This is a genomic window from Hypericibacter sp. (assembly GCF_050729195.1).
Lineage (GTDB): Bacteria > Pseudomonadota > Alphaproteobacteria > Dongiales > Dongiaceae > Hypericibacter.
Genome location: NZ_JBOHKS010000183.1, coordinates 1 through 16,944 on the forward strand (window position 1 = coordinate 1; position 16,944 = coordinate 16,944).

Consider the following 16,944-nt stretch of genomic DNA (forward strand, 5'->3'; position numbering starts at 1 on the left):
GTGCCAGAGTGCCGAGCCGTCGATCTCGAGATGGGCATTGTCGATTTCGAGCCAGGGCCCGGTGCGATCGCTGACCGTGATTCGCGCCGCTGTCAGATCGAACGGCACCGAGCCGCCCAAGCCCTCGATCGTCACGCTCCCCTCGGGGGAGGACAACGCGCGCGCCACCAGTTCCTCGAGAGCCCGCTTCCCGGCATCGCTCTGGAGATAGAGATACCCGCCGCCGAGCGCGACCAGCAGCCCTGTGAACAGGGCGGCCAGGGCGATCAGGATGAAGCGGGATATGCGTTTCATGGCGCCGGTTGTCAGAAGGCCTGCCCGAGGCTGATATAGAACTGGAAGAAATCGTCGCTATTCCGCCGGTCCAGGGGGAAGGCGACATCGAAGCGGAGCGGGCCGATGGGGGTGTAGTAGCGTACGCCGGCACCCGTGCCCCAGAACAGCCCCTCGCTGAGGTCCGGATAGTGGGTGTCGAACACGCTGCCGCCCTCGAAAAAGGTCACGATGCCGATCGTGTCGGTGATCTTGGTGCGCAGCTCGATACCGCTTTCCAGCGAGGACAGGCCGCCGCGGGGGTTGTCGCTGGAATCGAGCGGTCCCGCCTGCTGGTAACCATAGCCCCGCACCGACCCCCCGCCACCGGCATAAAGGCGCAAATTGCGCGGCAGGTCGCCCAAGCTCACCCCATCCAGCGACCCGACATTGGTGTAGCCCGCCAGCACGAAGCGGTCGCTGTCGGTCAGGCGCTGATAGGCGCTGGCCGTCGCGCGCACCCCGACATAATCCAGATTGGTGCCGTCGATCGAGTGATAGGGCGTCACCGTCAGGCCCAGCCGGGTCCCGCGAGTCGGATCGAGCAGATTGTCGGTATCGTCGCGCTTCAGGAAGATCGGCATGTCGAAGAGAGTGTAGTCCTGCGTGCCGGTATCGTCATTCACATGCGCCTGCTGGAATTCCAAGCCGATGCCGCCGGTCAGGACCGGGTCGAACTTGCGGACAAGGCCGGTGAAAACCGTCGCGCTTCTGACGTCATAGGCGTCGGTCTCCTCGCTGTCCAAAGTGAATTGCGAGCGCAGCGTGAGATCGGGAATCAAGAAGTCGGGGCGCAGGAATTCAGCCAGCGCGCTTCTCTGATCCATGCCGAAGCGGCCCTCGAGATGAAGGCTCTCGCCCTCGCCGAAGAGATTGCGATGCTCCCAGAAAGCGCGCACGCCCGGCCCCAGGCTCGAATCGTAATAGACGCCACCGCCGATGGAGCGTTGCCGCCGCTCGCCCAGTTCGATCTTTACGGCAATGCGACCGTCCTCGCCCACGCTCTCGGCCGGCGTCACGCGGACGGTCGAGAAGAGATTGCTGTCCACCAGCGCCTTTTGCGTCGCCTCGACCTTGCGGCTGTCGTAGAGGTCACCTTCGGCCCATTTGATGCGTCGATTGACATAGGCCTGGTCGATGGTCTCGAGGCCGGTGGTGGTGGTCACCCCGAACGCCGCCGGGGGGCCGGCGTCCAGCTTGTAGGTGACATGCATGCTGTTGTCGGCTTTGTCGATGATGGTCTCGCGGCCGGCGCTTCGGGCCAACGGATAGCCATTTTCCGTGCATCGGCTGACCATCGCCGTTTCGGCATCGAGGATCATCGCCGCCTGCGCTCGCGTTCCCATCTCGAGCCCGAGATCGGCCGGCGCGAAGCTGATGCCCGGGGGAAGCTCGGTTCCCTCGGCGGGTTCCACCTTCGCTTCCTTCAGCAGATAGGGCTCCCCGGCCTTGACATCGACCAGCACCCGCCAGGGCTTGAAATTCTTGTCGATCTGGTAGGTCACGACCGCGTCGTAATAGCCGGCCGAGGCCATCACGTCATGCAGCCGGTCCATGTCGGCATTGGCACGCCGGCGCAAGGCCGCCTCGCTGTCGGTCGGCCCGCCCTCGAAGGCGACCAGCTGCGAGACCTGCTTCAGCAGGGTCTTGAGCTGGCTGCTTTGAACGCCGGAAAAGCGCGTGGCATAGGGGATCTTGACGCTGTCGGGGGTTTCCGCCGGCACGGCCGACTGGGCTTCGGTGGGCAAAGCCTTCTGGTCGTCCGCCGCCGTGGGTTCGTCTTCATCGGCGCGCACGACACCCGTCATCCCGCCGAGGGCCAGGACTGCCAGAAGGATCAGGGCGGCAAGGCGCTGCCCCACCCTCACGCCACCGGCATGACGTCGAGCAGCTGGCGCTGAAAGAACGTCATCGGCGCTTCCCACCGGGAGAGGGGGCCGACCTCCGCGGCACCGGATTCGAGACCTTGCTGCACCGCCTCGCAGGCATAGATGTCCTCGAGCATGACCAGGTCCGATTTCAGCGGATGGATACCGGTCAGGTCGATCGGCTCCTCCGGAATCCGGCCCTTGGCGCGGATGACATAGGGCGGCAGCGCCTTGATCTCGGCCATATCGGGGCCCGCTCGGTCGAGCGCCTCGGGCCTCACCCGCATGCGGCTATGGACGATCGATTCCGCGGGGCCGACCGGCACGACATGGAACGTGCTCCAGCTCACCGCCGTCTCGAACAGCGCGACATTGGGGAAGAGCCAGTAATAGGCGGCGCCATAGGTGCCAGGCACGCCCTCGACCGTCGGCACGACCTGGCCCGCATGGCTGATGCCGGGTTTCAGCGGGCGATAAAAGGCGACATGGCGGCCCGTCGGTTCCCAGCGCTGCCGGGTGAAATCGCCGTCGGCCAAGGACACGCGGTGCAGCAGCGGCAGGTGATAACCGTCGACGAAATTCTCGACGATGATCTTCCAGTTGGCCTTGATCCGGTAACTGACGTCCGAGACCTCGACCAGTTCTTCCGGATCATGGGTCTTGGTCTGCGCCGCATCATGCAGATCGCGGTCATGCTTCTGCGGCACGCCCGCCAGCCATTGCTCGAACGGCTCGGCCTCGGCATCCGGATTGACGAAGACGAGATTCTTCCAGACACCGACCTTCGCCGGCTTCAGGCCGAGGCAGGATTTGTCGAGCTCGGGAAACTGGCTGCGCTCGAAGGAAACCGCATTGAGACGGCCCGAGAGATCGTAGGTCCAGCGATGATAGAAGCAGACGATCGAGCCGCCGAGATGGCCCTGCCCTTCCTCCAGCAGTCGCGCGCCGCGATGCCGGCAGACATTGTGGAAGGCCCGGATCTGCCCCTGATCGTCGCGTAGGACGATGAGCGGGTTGCCGCCCAGCCGCTGACAGCGATAGTCGCCAGCCTTCGCGAAATCCTCGGTCATGCCGGCGAAGACCCAGGAGCGGGCGAAGAGCACTTGTTGTTCGCGCCGGAACCAGTCGGGCGAGACATAAGCCTCCACCGGCAGGAGTTGGCGGGCCTCAGGCGTGCTGGGCGATGGGCTTTCTGGCGTCATGCGATCGAACCGGAATGACCGGCCCCCTTCGGGTCGCGACAATGGGTTGCAGGCACGCCTTATCGGGGTCCGGCGGGTCCCGGCGCGACCCGCGGAAACCGTTTCCATACAAACACATAAGCGGCTTCGGCACAAAGGGGCTGAGGGTCTGGGCGGGAGGATAAAGCGAGCCGATTTCAAGGCTTTGGTTGACAGTCCGCCGGCGCGCCGCCATCTTCCGGGCATGACCAACCGCGCGGCAGCCCTCCTGCGACTTCTGGACCCGACCTCCTGAGAGGGGTCGGGACGTCGTCGTTTCAGGTCAATCGGCTGCCGGTGCTGTCATGGTTACGGATCAACGATCCGCCTTCTTCCCCTTCTCCCAGACTCTGAACGCCCCCACCTCCCTAATCGCGGGGCCGGACCAGCTTGTCCGGCTGCCGCTCCTGTCGCGACTTCGCCGCGGTCGTCGGGACTGACGGCTGCCCGGCGACCGTAGCGCGTGCCGTATTCGACCCTTTGCCGAATACACAGTTTCGCGACCGGAGCTCGCAATCATGATCAAGAATCCAGAGACCAAATACCGTCCCTTCACCGGCGTCGACTTGCCCGACCGCACTTGGCCGTCGAAGCGAATGACCCAACCGCCGCGCTGGCTCTCGACCGACCTGCGCGACGGCAACCAGTCCCTGATCGATCCGATGGACGGACAGAAGAAGCGCCGCTTCTTCGATCTCCTGGTGAAGAGCGGCTTCAAGGAGATCGAGGTCGCCTTCCCCGCCGCCTCTCAGACCGATTTCGATTTCGTCCGCAGCCTGATCGAGCAGAACGCGATCCCGGACGACGTCACGATCCAGGTCCTGACCCAGGCGCGCGAGGACCTGATCAAGCGCAGCTTCGACTCCTTGCGCGGCGCCAGGCAGGCGATCGTCCATCTCTATAACGCGACCGCGCCCAATTTCCGGCGCGTCGTGTTCGGCATGGAGAAGCCCGAGGTCATCCAGCTCGCCGTCAAGGGCGCGCGCACGATCCTGGAGGAAAGCCGCAAGCAGCCGGGCACGCGCTGGACCTTCGAATACAGCCCCGAGACCTTCTCCTCGACCGAGATCGAGTTCGCGGTCGAGATCTGCGAGGCCGTGCTCGATGTGTGGCAGCCCACGCCCGACCATCCGGCCATCCTCAACCTGCCGGCGACGGTCGAGATGGCCTCGCCCAATATCTATGCCGACCAGATCGAGTGGTTCTGCCGCCACCTCTCACGGCGCGATTCCGTCATCATCAGCGTGCATCCGCATAACGACCGAGGCACCGGCATCGCCGCGGCCGAGCTCGCCGTCATGGCCGGCGCCGATCGCGTCGAGGGCTGCCTGTTCGGCAATGGCGAGCGCACCGGCAATGTCGATCTGGTGACCCTGGCGCTCAATCTCTATACCCAGGGCGTCGATCCGAAGCTCGATTTCTCGGACATGCGCGAGATCGTGCGCACGGTCGAATATTGCAACCAGATCGAGGTCCATCCGCGCCACCCCTATGCCGGCGAGCTGGTCTTCACCGCCTTCTCCGGCTCGCATCAGGACGCGATCAAGAAAGGCTTCGCCGCGCAGGAGAAGCGCAATGACGGGATCTGGGAGGTGCCCTATCTGCCGATCGACCCGGCCGATGTCGGCTGCTCCTACGAGGCGGTCATCCGCGTCAACAGCCAGTCCGGCAAGGGCGGCGTCGCCTGGATCCTGGAACAGGACAAAGGGCTTCAACTGCCGCGCCGGCTCCAGATCGATTTCAGCCGCGTGATCCAGGGCATTGCCGACGAGACCAGCCGCGAGCTGACGGCGCAGGACATCTGGGCCGCCTTCCAGCAGGCCTATTGCGTGGAAGGCCCGCAGCCCTTCGAGCTGCTCGATTACTCCAGCAGCGCGTCGCGCCGCGACACACATGAGCATCGCTTCTCGGGCCGCATTGCCCATGACGGCAAGGAGCAGTCCGTCGCCGGCAAGGGCAACGGCCTCATCTCGAGCGTGCTCGACGCGCTCAAAGCCGGCTGGGGCATCGAGCTCGATGTGATGGACTATCACGAGCACGCTTTGACCAAGGGTGCGCGCTCGCAAGCCGCCGCCTATGTCGAATGCCGCGCCGCCAACGGCCGGACGATCTTCGGCGTCGGCATCGACGGCGACATCGCGACGGCGTCGGTGAAGGCGGTTCTCAGCGCGGCGAACGGGACGGCACAGGTGAATTGAAGGAGCGTGCGCTGCACCCCTCCCCCTACCCCCTCCCGCAGGGGGGAGGGGGCGTGGATTTCTTCTTCCCTTCGCTGGTTCTACGATCGCGAAAGAGGCGCGGTTGTTGTCAGTTCGAGCCCCCTCCCCTTGCGGGAGGGGGTAGGGGGAGGGGTTCTCTCCCAGTCACACGCGCTTGAGGATCAGCGCCGTGTTGATGCCGCCGAAGGCGAAGTTGGTCGACATGATATGATCGATGTCGAGCGCGCGGGGGCTGCCCATCAGATAATCCAGCGGCGCGCAGCGTTCGTCCGGCTGGTCGAGGTTGGCCGTGGGCGCGAACCAGCCTTCGCGCATCATCTCGATGCCGAGCCAGGCCTCGATCGCGCCGCAGGCGCCCAGCGAATGGCCGAAATGGCCTTTCAGCGAATGGATCGGCATCGTGGGGCCGAACACGGAATGGGTTGCCGAGCTCTCCGCGATGTCGCCGAACTCGGTCGCGGTGCCGTGGCCATTCACGAGACCGATCGCCCCGGGCGGCAGGACTGCATCCTCGAGCGCCAGGCGCATCGCGCCCTGCATGGTCTCGGCCTGGGGCTGGGTCACATGATTGCCGTCGGCGTTGCAGCCATAGCCGACGATCTCCGCATGGATGCGGGCGCCGCGGGCCTTGGCATGCTCATATTCCTCGAGGATGAAGGTCGCGGCCCCCTCCCCGATCACCAGCCCGTCGCGGTCCTTGTCATAGGGCCGCGGCGTCCGGTTCGGTTCGCCATTGCGGGTGCTGGTGGCATAGAGCGTGTCGAAGACCGCGGCATCGGTGATGTCGAGCTCCTCCGCCCCGCCGCCGATCATGATGTCGGCCTTGTTCCAGCGGATCGATTCATAGGCATAGCCGATGCCCTGGCTGCCCGAGGTGCAGGCGCTCGAGGTCGGGATGAAGCGGCCGGTGACCCCGAAGAAGGTCCCGATATTCACCGCCGCCGTGTGCGACATCATCTGGATGTAGCTGGTCGCGTTGAGATGGCGCGAGATGCCGGACTTCTTGAGCTCGTAGAATCCGAGCACCGCATCCGGGCTGCCGAAGGAGGAACCATAGGCGATGCCGGTGCGGATCGATTTCACCGTCGGATCGCCGATGAGCCCCGCATCCTCCAGCGCCCGCTCCGTCGCATAGACCGCCATCTGCGACACGCGGCCCATGGTCCGCGTCTTCTTGCGCGGATAGCGGTCCGCGATCGAGAAATCGAGGATGGGCGCCGCCAGCCTGGTATTGACGCCGGTAAAGCGGTTCCACTCTTCCATGAAGCGCACGCCGGTCCGGCCTTCGGCGAAGGCCGCCCGGATGGCAGGCCAGCTTTCGCCCAAGGCCGTCACGCCGCCCATGCCGGTCACGACGACACGGCGCATCAGATCATGCCTCCATTGACGGAGATGACCTGGCGCGTGATGTAGCCGGCCTCGTCGGAACAGAGGAAGGCGACGGCTGCGGCCACTTCCTCAGGACGACCCATGCGGCGGAGCGGCACGATCTTGAGGATCTCCTCGGCCGGCAGTCCCTCGGTCATCGCCGTCTCGATCAGGCCCGGCGCCACGCAATTGACGGTGATGGCGCGCTTGGCCAGCTCGATCGCCAGCGATTTGACGGCACCGATGATGCCGGCCTTGGCCGCGCTGTAATTCACCTGGCCGCGATTGCCGACCAGTCCGGATACGGAGGAGAGCGCCACGATCCGCCCGCCCTTGCGCGCCGAGACCATCGGCATCACCAGCGGATGGAGGACGTTGAAGAAGCCGCCGAGATTGGTATCGACGACCTGGTCCCAATCCTGGTCGCTGAGCGCCGGAAAAGCGCCGTCGCGGGTGATGCCGGCGCTGAGCACGGCACCGTAATAGGCGCCATGGGCCGCGATGTCGGTTTCGAGCCGCTCGCGGCACTGCTCCCGGTCCGCGATGTCGAAACTGAGCAGCCGGCCTTGGGAACCGGCGGCGCGAACCGCCTCCAGCGTTTCCTCGGCACCGTTCTTATCCTTGCCGTAATGGACGGCGATATGGAATCCGTCGCGGGCGAGGCGCAGCGCGATGGCACGACCGATGCCCTTGCTGGCACCCGTCACCAGGAACGTTCGGCTCATCTCGCGCTGGCTCCTATTCGTCGGCCGCAGGGCCCGGTAGGGGGGCGCCCGGCTCCAGCAAATATACGCTGAGTTGTGCGGTCGCCAATGTCCGGCCTTCATGCTCGATACGGCAATCGAACATCCCGATCGATCCGTCGCGGAACAGTTCCGCGACCTTGACATCGAGCGCCTGGCCCGGCTCGAACCAGCCCACCTGCGCAAGATAACGGCGGGTTCCGAGCAGCAGCCCGACCCGAACGGGCTCACCGGCCGCGAGAGCCTGCAATCCCGCATAGGCGCCGCAGGCCTGCGCCATATATTCCATGCCGACATGGGCCGGCACGCCCTGCTCCGGCTCGAAGAAGGCGATACCCGGCCTGATGGCGACCGTGGCCTCGAGCCGGCCCTGTTCCCAGCCGCGCACCGCGTCGATCAGGACCATCGGCGGCTTGTGCGGCAGGAGATCGGCCGCCGCATAAGGACAAGCCTGCATCACCGACCGCTCCCCAGGATCAGCGCCATATTGCTGCCGCCGAAGCCGAAGGAATTGCTAAGCATGGCGGTCTGCGGCGAAGGCGGGAACGTCGTCCCCCGGCCGACGAGATTAAGCGTCGGCAAGGCCGGATCCGGCACGCCATCCCACAAATGCGGAGGCAGCAGCCGCTCCGAATTGGTCTGAGGGTTCAAGGTCAGCCAGAGGAAGGCCGCCTCGCAGCCGCCGGCAGCACCCAGCATATGGCCGGTCATGGCCTTGGTCGAGCTGCAGGGCACCCGCGACCCGAACAGATCGGCGATCGCTTTCGCCTCCATCGCGTCGTTCAACGGCGTGGCGGTGCCATGGAGATTCACATAGGCGATGGCGTCAGGTCCGAGCTCCGCATCCTCGAGCGCCTCGCGCATCGCCTGCCCCGCCCCGCGCCCCTCGGGATCGGGTGCCGTCGCATGATGGGCGTCCGAGGTCTCGCCCACGCCAAGGAGCCGGACTGGCCCCGGCTCCCGATCCAAGAGAAAGACCGCCGCACCTTCGCCGACGGTGATGCCGTCGCGATGCGCGCTGAAAGGATTGCAGCGGCCTTTCGACAAGGCCTCGAGCGAGGCGAACCCGTTGAGCGTCATGCGGCAGAGCGTGTCGGCGCCGCCGACAACGGCCGCATCCGCCAGCCCTGCCCGGATCAACCGCCGCGCCGAGGCGAAGACCTTGGCGCTCGAGGAACAGGCCGTGGCGATCGTGTAGGCAAGCCCCGTGAGCCCCAGCGACCGTGCCGCGAACTCGGCGAGGCTGCCGGTCTCCTGCATCCTGTAGTCGAAGCGCGGCGGCCAGGCGCCGTCGCGGCGATAATCCATCAGCGCGTCCTCGCCATCGGCGATGCCCGAGGTGCTGGTTCCCAGGATCACGGCGATCCGATCGCGGCCATAGCGCGACTTGGCATTCTCGATCGCGGCGGCGATTTCGGCCAATACGGCCTGCATCAAACGATTGTTGCGGCTGTCATAGACGGCGAAAGCGCCGGGTAGCGGAGCCAGGCTCTCTTGGATGGCGCCGACCTCGACCGCGCGCGCCGGCAGCAGATCCTCGCGCGCCACGATGCCGCGCTGGCTACCGGCAAAGAGTCCCTGCGCCACAGCTTGCTTGCCGCGCCCCAGGGGCGTCACCACGCCGCAATCCGTGACGAAGAGTGCCGACTTCAAGGGCTCGGCTCCGCGGTCTGGATATCGAGCTCATAACCCCAGGCGAGATTCCGGTAATGCTGACGCCCGGACCAGGGATCGCCGGGCACCGTCGGCTGATAATCCGCCGTGATCGTTTCTTTCCCATCGGCCTTGATCACGCGCTGCGAAGCGCTGGTGGTGAGCGTTCCGCCCGACGCCGCCAGCGCCTTGCCGATGACCGCATCGGGGAAATAGAGCAGCACCATGTCGGCCAGGATGTTTTCGGGTCGAAGCTTAGCCGGAACCCAGGGTGCCGCCTCATAGGTGATGCCGGAATCGGTCCAGGTGATGGTGAGCGCGCGCCGGCCGGTGGTGTCGAGGCCGATCATGAGGAAGCGGTCGGGCTTGGCGCTCAGATGACCCTCGAACACGTAGGTCTGGTCGCCGTAATGCGCGGTGACGAGCTGCGACACTTCGAAGGACCGGCCAAGATCGCCGGGGCGCGGCATGACCAATGTCAGGGTGGGGGCGACCTGCACCGTCTCGGCGGCGGGGCCAGCCGAATGGGTGGCGCATGACCCGAGCAGCAACGCAAATCCCAGCCACCAGTTTCGCAAACTTCCGGCGTTCATTGGGCTTGACCCTTGAGGGGTCGGGCCGAACGAGCCAGGGGCGACAGCAGGAAGGCCAGCAGGATACCGATGAGCATGGTCGAGCCGAATGCATGGACCGCCTGGACGGAACTGAGAGCCAGCAGACCGAATGACAGCAATGTCGTGGCCGCTGCCATCGTCACCGCCAGCATCGTGACCCGCTGCCTTTGCAGGCTCGTCTCGGCCAGGAAGATCGAATAGTCGACCCCGATCGCCAAGACAAGCACCAGCGCCATGCCGTCGAAGAAAGTGAAGCTGCCTCCGAACCAGGCCCGCAAGGCCGGCGCCAGCAAGACCGCCAGCAAAGGCGGCGCCATCACCTTGAGCGCGCCTTTCGGGCCATAACGCCAGATCAGCAGGGGCGTCATGAGCGCTGCCGACAGGGCCAGCAGACCCAGCGCGCGATTGCGGTATTTGGCGAGAAGCCGGCTGAAATCGCCGGTCGGGTCGATCAACCGCACGCCGGGCAATCCCTCCGCGGCGGCGGCAAGCGCCTCCGGTCGTTCGACGCCATCGAGCTTCACCACGTGAAGCGCGCCCTGCCCGCTATCCAGCAACAGGGAAGAGATAAATTTCAAGGGTCCGTCCTTGGTCCCGGCTTCGGCCAGGGTGAGAAAGGGCGCATCCTCGGCCGGCGGCGGCTCGACCTGCCCCAAACCCAGCACATGCAGATGTTCGGCCAGGATTGGACCGTCCAACTCCCGATGGACCAGCTCGCGATTCTCGCGCTGGCGGGCGATGGAGGGCACATATTGCGCCGGCGCCTGGAAACCGGCCAGGACGCCCTGCGCGACCAGCGGTTGCAGCCGGTCGATCAACGTTTCTTCTGCCTGCAAGGCGGTCTCGTCGTCTTTCGCCTCGATCAGGAAGAACTGGGCGCTGCCGGCGGCACCCGCCAAGCGCTGGATCTCCTCCTGCTCGGCCATGAGAGGCCCCGACAGAGACTGCATGCGGCGCACATCGTCATCGGCATGCGCCTGCAAAAGACCGCCGGCAGCGATCAGCAGCAAGAGAGCCAGGGTGGCCCATCGGATCCAGGCGGGGCGTGGGCGCTGCCACAGCCCGAGAAAAGACCCGGCCCCGGCAAGCAGCCGGTCGCCATGGCGCGGCCGCCGGCTGCCATCCAAAGCCGGCAGCCAAAGCACGACCGTGGCCCAGGAGGCCAGCAACCCGATCGCCGCCAAGGCCGCGATCTGATGCAGGCCGGGAAACGGCGCCAGGAACATCGTCAGATAGCCGATCGCCACAGTGGCGGTCGCGAGCGTGATGCCGATCCATACGCGCCGCAGCCTTTCTCTCGGGCTGCCGCCCTCGGCCGCGAAGATCTCGCTCAGATATTGGAGACTGTAATCGACGGCGACGCCGATGAGACTGACGCCGAACAACAGCGCCATGACATGGATCTCGCCGAACAGCCAGAGACAGGCGGCCAGCGACGTCAGGACGCCGACACCGATCGCGAGCAAGGTCAGCCAGAGCGGCCGGACGGCCCGGAAGACGAACAGCACCAGCAGGACCGTGCCGACGATGGAGGCCAGGCCGAGATGAGAGGTTTCCTTCAGCGCCTGTTCGGCGCCGGCTTTGGCGAAGAACACAGCACCCAGCCGCAACATCCGCAAATCGGGATGAGCGCTGCTCTCCGTCGCCACAGCGGCCTCGAGAACCCCTGTCAGCCTCTTCTGAAAATCCAGCGCATAGGGATCGCCGGAAATCTGCCCGCCGACGAGCACCCAGTAGCTGTCGCCGTCCTGAAGCGCCAGCAAGCCGTCATCGAGCGACAACCGCGACAGGGGCGCCGGCAGACGGGTGATGAAGCCCAGCAGCAGCAGATAGGGATCGCGCTGCAGCAGCTTCGCGTCGGCCATGCCCACCAGGCCGAAGACCTGCGACAAAGCCGCGGTCGAGATGGCCTCGGGCTTGTTCTCGAGCAGGAGCTGCCGGTCGCGCTCGGACAGAAGTCCGCGCCGATAGGGGAAATAGAGCTTGCCGATCTGCTGCAGCCGGTCCTTGCTGAAGCTGTCGGTCGTGAGCGCGACCAGCTTCGACTGCGTCAGCGCAGTGGCGATGGCGGTCGCGGCCGCGCGGGCCTGGTCGCGATCGTGATGGCCGACCATCACCATGAACTGACGCGACAAAGCCGCCGTGACGACGTCATCGGCATGTTGCGCGGCCGGATCCTGGGCATCGCGCGGCAGCAGGGCCAGCAGATCGGTGCGAAAGGCCAGTCCCTCATGCAGGCGGAAAGCCAGATAGAGGGCGGCCCCGATGATGAACAGAAGCCACAGCAGCGCCGCCAGACGCATCACGGCCCCGTCTTGTCGAAGGCCGCGGATTCGGCGTCGGTCAAGGGCTGATCGGAAACGGCCTGGTCGTGGAAACTCAGCTTGTCGAAATCGCCGTCGGGCTTGGTCAGCATCAGCTCGTCGATGAACTGGCTGCCGGTGGCGTCGATGCCCGTGAAGGGCATGCCGGGATCGTCCGCCTTGCGCGGCTTGAGCGCCACCTGCCAAAGCTGGTCGTCGCCGCTGCGAGTCACGGTGAAGCCCGCCTCGAGCTTGGCCCAGTCGCCGGTCAGCGCCCCGCTCAGCATGTCGTAAAGCTGATCGAGGAAAGGCAGCTTCGAGGCCTCGAGCTTCAGGGTCTGATTGCCGTTCACCTCCTGGGCCAGCCCCGCCGCGGTGATGACCGTGGTGATGGCGAAGGGCTTCTCCGTCTGCCAGATGAGCCCATGGCCCGGCGCCAGCACGAACCGGCCCTCGCTGCGCAACGGATTGTCGAAGCCCTGGAGATGGCGCTCCTGCACGAACTGGCCGCGCAGCACCTGGCCCTCGGAGAGACGAACGCTGGTCGGCCCCTCCGCGACGGCATTCGAAATTCCGCAGAACAGCATCAAAAACAGGAGCCCGAGGCGTTTCATGACCGGGATCTCAACCGGTCGGTCAGGGCCGGCGGACATTCGAGGCAGAGTTCGCCGGTCGCCGCCACCACGGCGACCTGGATCGTCGTCGCCTTGGTGAGAACCTCCTGGGTCTCCTCGTCGCGGATTCGATAGTCGATCTTCAGCCGGTTCTCGAACTCGACGATCGTGGCGGTCACCGCGATCTTCTGCCCGAAGCGCAAGGGGCGGACATATTTGATGCGGATGTCGACGATCGGCCAGATATAGCCGGACTCGTCCATCTCATGGAAATTATAGCCGATGCTGTCCATCAGCTCGCAGCGCACCTGCTCGAAATAGCGCGTGTAATTGCCGTGCCAGACCACCTGCATGGGATCGAGGTCGTAGAATTGGACCTTGATCGGGATTTCGACCGAACGCATGTCAATGGGCCCAGAAATCGAAGAAGTTGAACCACTGATAGGGCACGGCACGGGCATGATGCTCCAGCCGTGCGGCATAGTTTTTCACATAACCCTGCAAGGCCTCTTTCCGCTCCGCTCTCGGCAGAATGACCCTCTCGGCGAAGGGTTCCATGATCAATCGGTAACGCCGCCCCCGGCGCAAGCAGAACATGAGATGGACCGGACAATCCAGCAAGCTGCCGAGAATCCAGGGCCCATCGGAGAAATTGGCCTCGGCCCCCATGAAGAGCGCCGGGGATGTGCGCATCAGGCCGGTGACCGGGGTGCGATCGCCGGCAATCACGATCCATTCGCCGCGCTCGACCCGTTCCTGGAGATCGATCGCGGTATCGGGCCCCACCTCGGTGACCTGGATCATATTGAGCCCGGCTTCGGCGCGAAACTCCCGCAGCAGGCGATTATAGTTGGCGGCATGACGGGTATGGACCAGGAGCGTCAGCCGGTTGCGTGTCGCCTCGTCCAGCAACGCCCGCGCCAGATCGATATTGCCCAGATGCGAGATGACGATCAGGGCGCCTCGCGGATCGTCCACTACCGTTTTCAGTAACGCCGCATTGTCGGGCTCGACCGTGCCGGGTGGCAAGCCGCCGGTCCAGGCCGCAAAAGTATCGAGCGCGCCGCTGGCGAAGCTGAAGAAATGGCGATAGCCGTCGCGAAAGCCGGGCTTTCGACCGAGCGCGCGCGTCAGGAAGGTTCGCGAGCCCTCGCGCTGCTCGCGCCCAGCCACGAAGCCGTAGAAATAGGCGACGACCGGCACCAGCAGCGCCTCGCAGGCCCGGCGCCCCAGCAACCGGTAGACCGCGGCGGTGAAGCGCAAGCCCCAGAGGGCGCCGCGCTCGCGCAAGCCCGACCAATGGCTGGGCTCCGAGGCCAGCCGGGGCGGCCGGTGGGCCAAGATCGAGGGCAGGCGCAACAGCATGGTGATCACCAGGCGCGTGTGCATCCTGGTGATGCGCCAATTGTCGGCGAGCATCTTGAAATTGGAGCTGTTGCCCGGCGGATAGATCACCTTCACAGGGATCAGCAGTGGCGGCGTGCCGCGCCAGAACAAGCGCACCAGAAGACCCGTGTCGAAATCCATCCGCTGCCCGATGGGCTCGCGCTCGATGACGGTCTTCACCGCCGCCAGCGGATAGACACGGAAGCCGCACATGCTGGCCACGATCCGGAACGACAGCGTTTCGATCCAGACCCAGAAATCGGTGATCCAGTGGCCCACCCGCCGGCCGAGCGGAATCGACCGGTCATAGACCGGCCGGCCGCAGATCACGGCTTCGGGATGGTGCCGCGACGCCGCGAGCAGCTGCGGCAGGGCATCGAGATCATGTTGTCCATCGGCATCGACCTGGACGGCATGGGTGAAGCCAGCCTGCAGGGCCAGCTCGAAGCCGCGAATGACCGCAGCCCCCTTGCCGCGGTTGGGCTCGAGCCGTGTGACGACGACGGCGTTCTTCTCGTCATGGAGCGCCGCGATCGCGGACCGCGCGGGCTCACCGCTGCCATCGTCGATGACGAAGACGGGAAGCCCGGCCTCACGAAGCCGATCGACGATGCGACCGATCACCGCGTGATGGTCGTGGCTGGGAACGATGGCGCAATATCTCAAGACAGCGCCGCCCGAATGATCAGGCGGCCCGAGGACATCGCGACCGCGCCGCTGTGATAGTCGAACTGGATTCGCTGTTTGGCGGCGTCCCAGCGCAGGGTCAAGGTCAGGGTGAGCGGCGGTCGGATCACGTTGCGGAACTTGACCTGGAAATCCCGCAGCTCGGCGTCACGGTCGATCAAGCCATGCGATTTCGCCAGCCGCAGCGCCCAGTCGACCTGCGCCACGCCCGGCAGCACGGGAAGCGCCGGAAAATGCCCCCGGAACACGTCGAGTTCCTCGGTCACGGCGAGGTCGAACGCCACGCCTTCGGCGGATTTCCGTTCGGCCAGGATCGGCGGCAAATTCATCGGGCGTCCGCAAACAGCTTGAGGATATCGCTGTCGCGCCGTTTCCCAAGCTCGGCCGAGGGAAGCGCCTCGACAAAGCGCCACAAGCGCGGCGCGCTCGCCGGCTCGAGCTTGTCGGCAAGCCCGGCGCGCAGCAAGCGACCAAAGCGGAATTTTCCGAGTGCGGCTATCTGCGCGCGTCCTTCTGCGCTGGGCACGATCGCGGCGCCGAGCCGGCCCTCGTCCTCCGGCAACCATAGGACCGCGGCGGCGGCAACCTCCGGCAGAGCCATCAAGGCCTCCTCCAAGGCGTTCAGATCGACCCGCCGCCCCTCGATCTTCACCACCCGGTCTGCACGGCCCAGCAGGCGAAATCCGTCGCCCGCCAGGGCCACCAGATCGGCCGTTTCGATCCATTCCTCACCGACGAAAGGCGTGAGCAGGTCCAACCGACCGTTCTCGTCGGTGCGCATGGCGAGACCCGGAAGCAGTCGCCAGGGCGTCTCCCCGCTTTCCTGCTGGCGCGTGGCGATGGCGCCGGTTTCTGTGCTGCCGAAGATCTCGGTCGGCAGAACGCCCAGAACACGACGCGCCTCCTGGGCCGCCTCGGCGCTCAAGGGGGCGCCGGCCGAGAACACGCGCGATGGGCGTCGGTTGGGCGGCAGAGCCGGCAACCCCGACATCCGTCCCAGATGCGCCGGGCTGCTGACGATCACGGCCTGCGGGCTCAAGCCCGACAGGAGGGTTTCCCAAAGCTCGGGCGTTTCGGCACGAAAGGGTCGCCCCGCCGCCAGGGACGCCATGATCTTGAAGCTCAGCCCATAGACATGCTGATGGGGGACCGTCGCAAAAACCTCGCCGCCCGCGTCGCCCCACAGCGCGGTGAGCGTCTGCGCCTCGCGTTCGAACATGGCCAAGGTCTTGAGGATGCGCTTGGGCATGCCGGTCGAGCCCGAGGTAAAGAAGGCCAGCGCGCAATTCTCGGCCTCGAGCGGATCGAGACGATCCTCGCGGGGCCTCACATCGGAAAGCCTTGCATCGTCCACCAGCTGGTCGAAGCTGCCGCGCATCGCCTCGATCGTGCCCGGCCGATGGTTCGCAGGCAGCAGCACCTCGCAACCGCCATGCATCAGGCCGAAGAGACCGAGCGTGAAGCGGTAGCTGTCCTGCGCCAGGAGCGCCGCGCGGCGCCAGCCGGCGGCCCGCACTTCGGCGGCGAGCCCGGCCGCCTCGGCGGCGAAGCGGGTATAGCTGATCGCCTCGCTGCCCCGATGCGCGACGGGATCCCGATCCCGCCGGCGTTCGGGCAGGAGATGCGATAGCAAATGAGATGTCACGCGCGCGCCCTGACGAAATGCCGCCAGGCCAGCTCGCCCAGGAACAAGGCTCCCATCAGCAGATAGGAGACGAGACCCGTCCATAATGTCCAGAGATGCAAGGAGCCCCACAAGCCGAGGACCGCGGCAATGGCGGCATTGGCCAGGAGGAACAGCAGCCAGACCTGCGTTACGCCGCGCAGATAAGCGACGGCCGCGGGAGTCAGTTCGGGTTCCCTCATCCGCGCGAACCGCTCGACCATCGAGGGCGGCCAGAGGAGCGAGCCGCCGAAGATGCCCGCGACGGTGAGGCTGATCACGACCGGATAGGCC

General features: G+C 65.7%; 16 protein-coding genes. 1 reads left to right on the forward strand and 15 read right to left on the reverse strand.

Features of this window, described 5'->3' with window-relative positions:
• The 3 genes from ACREE8_RS14175 to ACREE8_RS14185 form a co-directional block, all read right to left on the reverse strand.
• Positions 1 to 294 (reverse strand): hypothetical protein (locus tag ACREE8_RS14175; RefSeq protein WP_431573658.1); only part of this gene is annotated, 294 nt, incomplete at its 3' end.
• A gap of 11 nt (positions 295 to 305) precedes the next feature.
• Complete coding sequence (locus ACREE8_RS14180; RefSeq protein WP_431573659.1) at positions 306 to 2,108, reverse strand: autotransporter assembly complex protein TamA; 1,803 nt, start codon at positions 2,106 to 2,108, stop codon at positions 306 to 308.
• Between the two features lie 68 nt (positions 2,109 to 2,176).
• Complete coding sequence (locus ACREE8_RS14185; RefSeq protein WP_431573660.1) at positions 2,177 to 3,382, reverse strand: aromatic ring-hydroxylating oxygenase subunit alpha; 1,206 nt, start codon at positions 3,380 to 3,382, stop codon at positions 2,177 to 2,179.
• Between the two features lie 536 nt (positions 3,383 to 3,918).
• Here ACREE8_RS14185 and leuA point away from each other — a divergent pair.
• On the forward strand, positions 3,919 to 5,598 hold the full coding sequence (leuA, locus tag ACREE8_RS14190; protein ID WP_431573661.1) for a 2-isopropylmalate synthase: 1,680 nt from the start codon (positions 3,919 to 3,921) through the stop codon (positions 5,596 to 5,598).
• Positions 5,599 to 5,763: 165 nt separating this feature from the next.
• Here leuA and ACREE8_RS14195 read toward each other — a convergent pair whose 3' ends face one another.
• The 12 genes from ACREE8_RS14195 to ACREE8_RS14250 form a co-directional block, all read right to left on the reverse strand.
• Positions 5,764 to 6,987 carry a beta-ketoacyl-ACP synthase gene (locus tag ACREE8_RS14195; protein ID WP_431573662.1) on the reverse strand — a complete coding sequence of 408 codons (1,224 nt, stop codon included), beginning with the start codon at positions 6,985 to 6,987 and terminating at the stop codon, positions 5,764 to 5,766.
• Entirely contained in the window at positions 6,987 to 7,712 is a 726-nt protein-coding gene (fabG, locus tag ACREE8_RS14200) for a 3-oxoacyl-ACP reductase FabG (protein ID WP_431573663.1), read from the reverse strand. The genes ACREE8_RS14195 and fabG overlap by 1 nt, the downstream gene beginning before the upstream one ends.
• A gap of 13 nt (positions 7,713 to 7,725) precedes the next feature.
• Positions 7,726 to 8,187, reverse strand: coding sequence for a hypothetical protein (locus ACREE8_RS14205; RefSeq protein WP_431573664.1), 462 nt, complete (start codon positions 8,185 to 8,187; stop codon positions 7,726 to 7,728).
• Positions 8,187 to 9,383: a beta-ketoacyl-[acyl-carrier-protein] synthase family protein gene (locus ACREE8_RS14210; protein ID WP_431573665.1), complete on the reverse strand. Its 1,197-nt coding sequence runs from the start codon at positions 9,381 to 9,383 to the stop codon at positions 8,187 to 8,189. The genes ACREE8_RS14205 and ACREE8_RS14210 overlap by 1 nt, the downstream gene beginning before the upstream one ends.
• Complete coding sequence (locus tag ACREE8_RS14215) at positions 9,380 to 9,976, reverse strand: DUF3261 domain-containing protein (RefSeq protein WP_431573666.1); 597 nt, start codon at positions 9,974 to 9,976, stop codon at positions 9,380 to 9,382. The genes ACREE8_RS14210 and ACREE8_RS14215 overlap by 4 nt, the downstream gene beginning before the upstream one ends.
• Positions 9,973 to 12,300, reverse strand: a complete 2,328-nt coding sequence (locus tag ACREE8_RS14220) for an MMPL family transporter (protein ID WP_431573673.1) — start codon at positions 12,298 to 12,300, stop codon at positions 9,973 to 9,975. Before ACREE8_RS14220 ends, ACREE8_RS14215 begins: the two co-directional genes overlap by 4 nt.
• On the reverse strand, positions 12,300 to 12,914 hold the full coding sequence (locus ACREE8_RS14225) for a LolA family protein (protein WP_431573667.1): 615 nt from the start codon (positions 12,912 to 12,914) through the stop codon (positions 12,300 to 12,302). The genes ACREE8_RS14220 and ACREE8_RS14225 overlap by 1 nt, the downstream gene beginning before the upstream one ends.
• Complete coding sequence (locus ACREE8_RS14230) at positions 12,911 to 13,318, reverse strand: acyl-CoA thioesterase (RefSeq protein WP_431573668.1); 408 nt, start codon at positions 13,316 to 13,318, stop codon at positions 12,911 to 12,913. Before ACREE8_RS14230 ends, ACREE8_RS14225 begins: the two co-directional genes overlap by 4 nt.
• Position 13,319: 1 nt before the next feature.
• Positions 13,320 to 14,966: a glycosyltransferase family 2 protein gene (locus ACREE8_RS14235; protein WP_431573669.1), complete on the reverse strand. Its 1,647-nt coding sequence runs from the start codon at positions 14,964 to 14,966 to the stop codon at positions 13,320 to 13,322.
• Complete coding sequence (locus ACREE8_RS14240) at positions 14,963 to 15,316, reverse strand: hypothetical protein (RefSeq protein ID WP_431573670.1); 354 nt, start codon at positions 15,314 to 15,316, stop codon at positions 14,963 to 14,965. Before ACREE8_RS14240 ends, ACREE8_RS14235 begins: the two co-directional genes overlap by 4 nt.
• Positions 15,313 to 16,632, reverse strand: coding sequence for an AMP-binding protein (locus tag ACREE8_RS14245; RefSeq protein ID WP_431573671.1), 1,320 nt, complete (start codon positions 16,630 to 16,632; stop codon positions 15,313 to 15,315). Before ACREE8_RS14245 ends, ACREE8_RS14240 begins: the two co-directional genes overlap by 4 nt.
• Positions 16,629 to 16,944: hypothetical protein (locus ACREE8_RS14250; RefSeq protein ID WP_431573672.1), on the reverse strand; the 316-nt coding region annotated here is incomplete at its 5' end. The genes ACREE8_RS14250 and ACREE8_RS14245, both read right to left, overlap by 4 nt.

Excerpts from the sequence above, each read along its gene's own strand:
- ACREE8_RS14185 (WP_431573660.1), bottom strand. The coding sequence starts at position 3,382 with ATGACGCCAGAAAGCCCATCGCCCAGCACGCCTGAGGCCCGCCAACTC.
- leuA (WP_431573661.1), top strand. The coding sequence starts at position 3,919 with ATGATCAAGAATCCAGAGACCAAATACCGTCCCTTCACCGGCGTCGAC.
- ACREE8_RS14195 (WP_431573662.1), bottom strand. The coding sequence starts at position 6,987 with ATGCGCCGTGTCGTCGTGACCGGCATGGGCGGCGTGACGGCCTTGGGC.
- fabG (WP_431573663.1), bottom strand. The coding sequence starts at position 7,712 with ATGAGCCGAACGTTCCTGGTGACGGGTGCCAGCAAGGGCATCGGTCGT.
- ACREE8_RS14205 (WP_431573664.1), bottom strand. The coding sequence starts at position 8,187 with ATGCAGGCTTGTCCTTATGCGGCGGCCGATCTCCTGCCGCACAAGCCG.
- ACREE8_RS14215 (WP_431573666.1), bottom strand. The coding sequence starts at position 9,976 with ATGAACGCCGGAAGTTTGCGAAACTGGTGGCTGGGATTTGCGTTGCTG.
- ACREE8_RS14220 (WP_431573673.1), bottom strand. The coding sequence starts at position 12,300 with ATGCGTCTGGCGGCGCTGCTGTGGCTTCTGTTCATCATCGGGGCCGCC.
- ACREE8_RS14225 (WP_431573667.1), bottom strand. The coding sequence starts at position 12,914 with ATGAAACGCCTCGGGCTCCTGTTTTTGATGCTGTTCTGCGGAATTTCG.
- ACREE8_RS14230 (WP_431573668.1), bottom strand. The coding sequence starts at position 13,318 with ATGCGTTCGGTCGAAATCCCGATCAAGGTCCAATTCTACGACCTCGAT.
- ACREE8_RS14240 (WP_431573670.1), bottom strand. The coding sequence starts at position 15,316 with ATGAATTTGCCGCCGATCCTGGCCGAACGGAAATCCGCCGAAGGCGTG.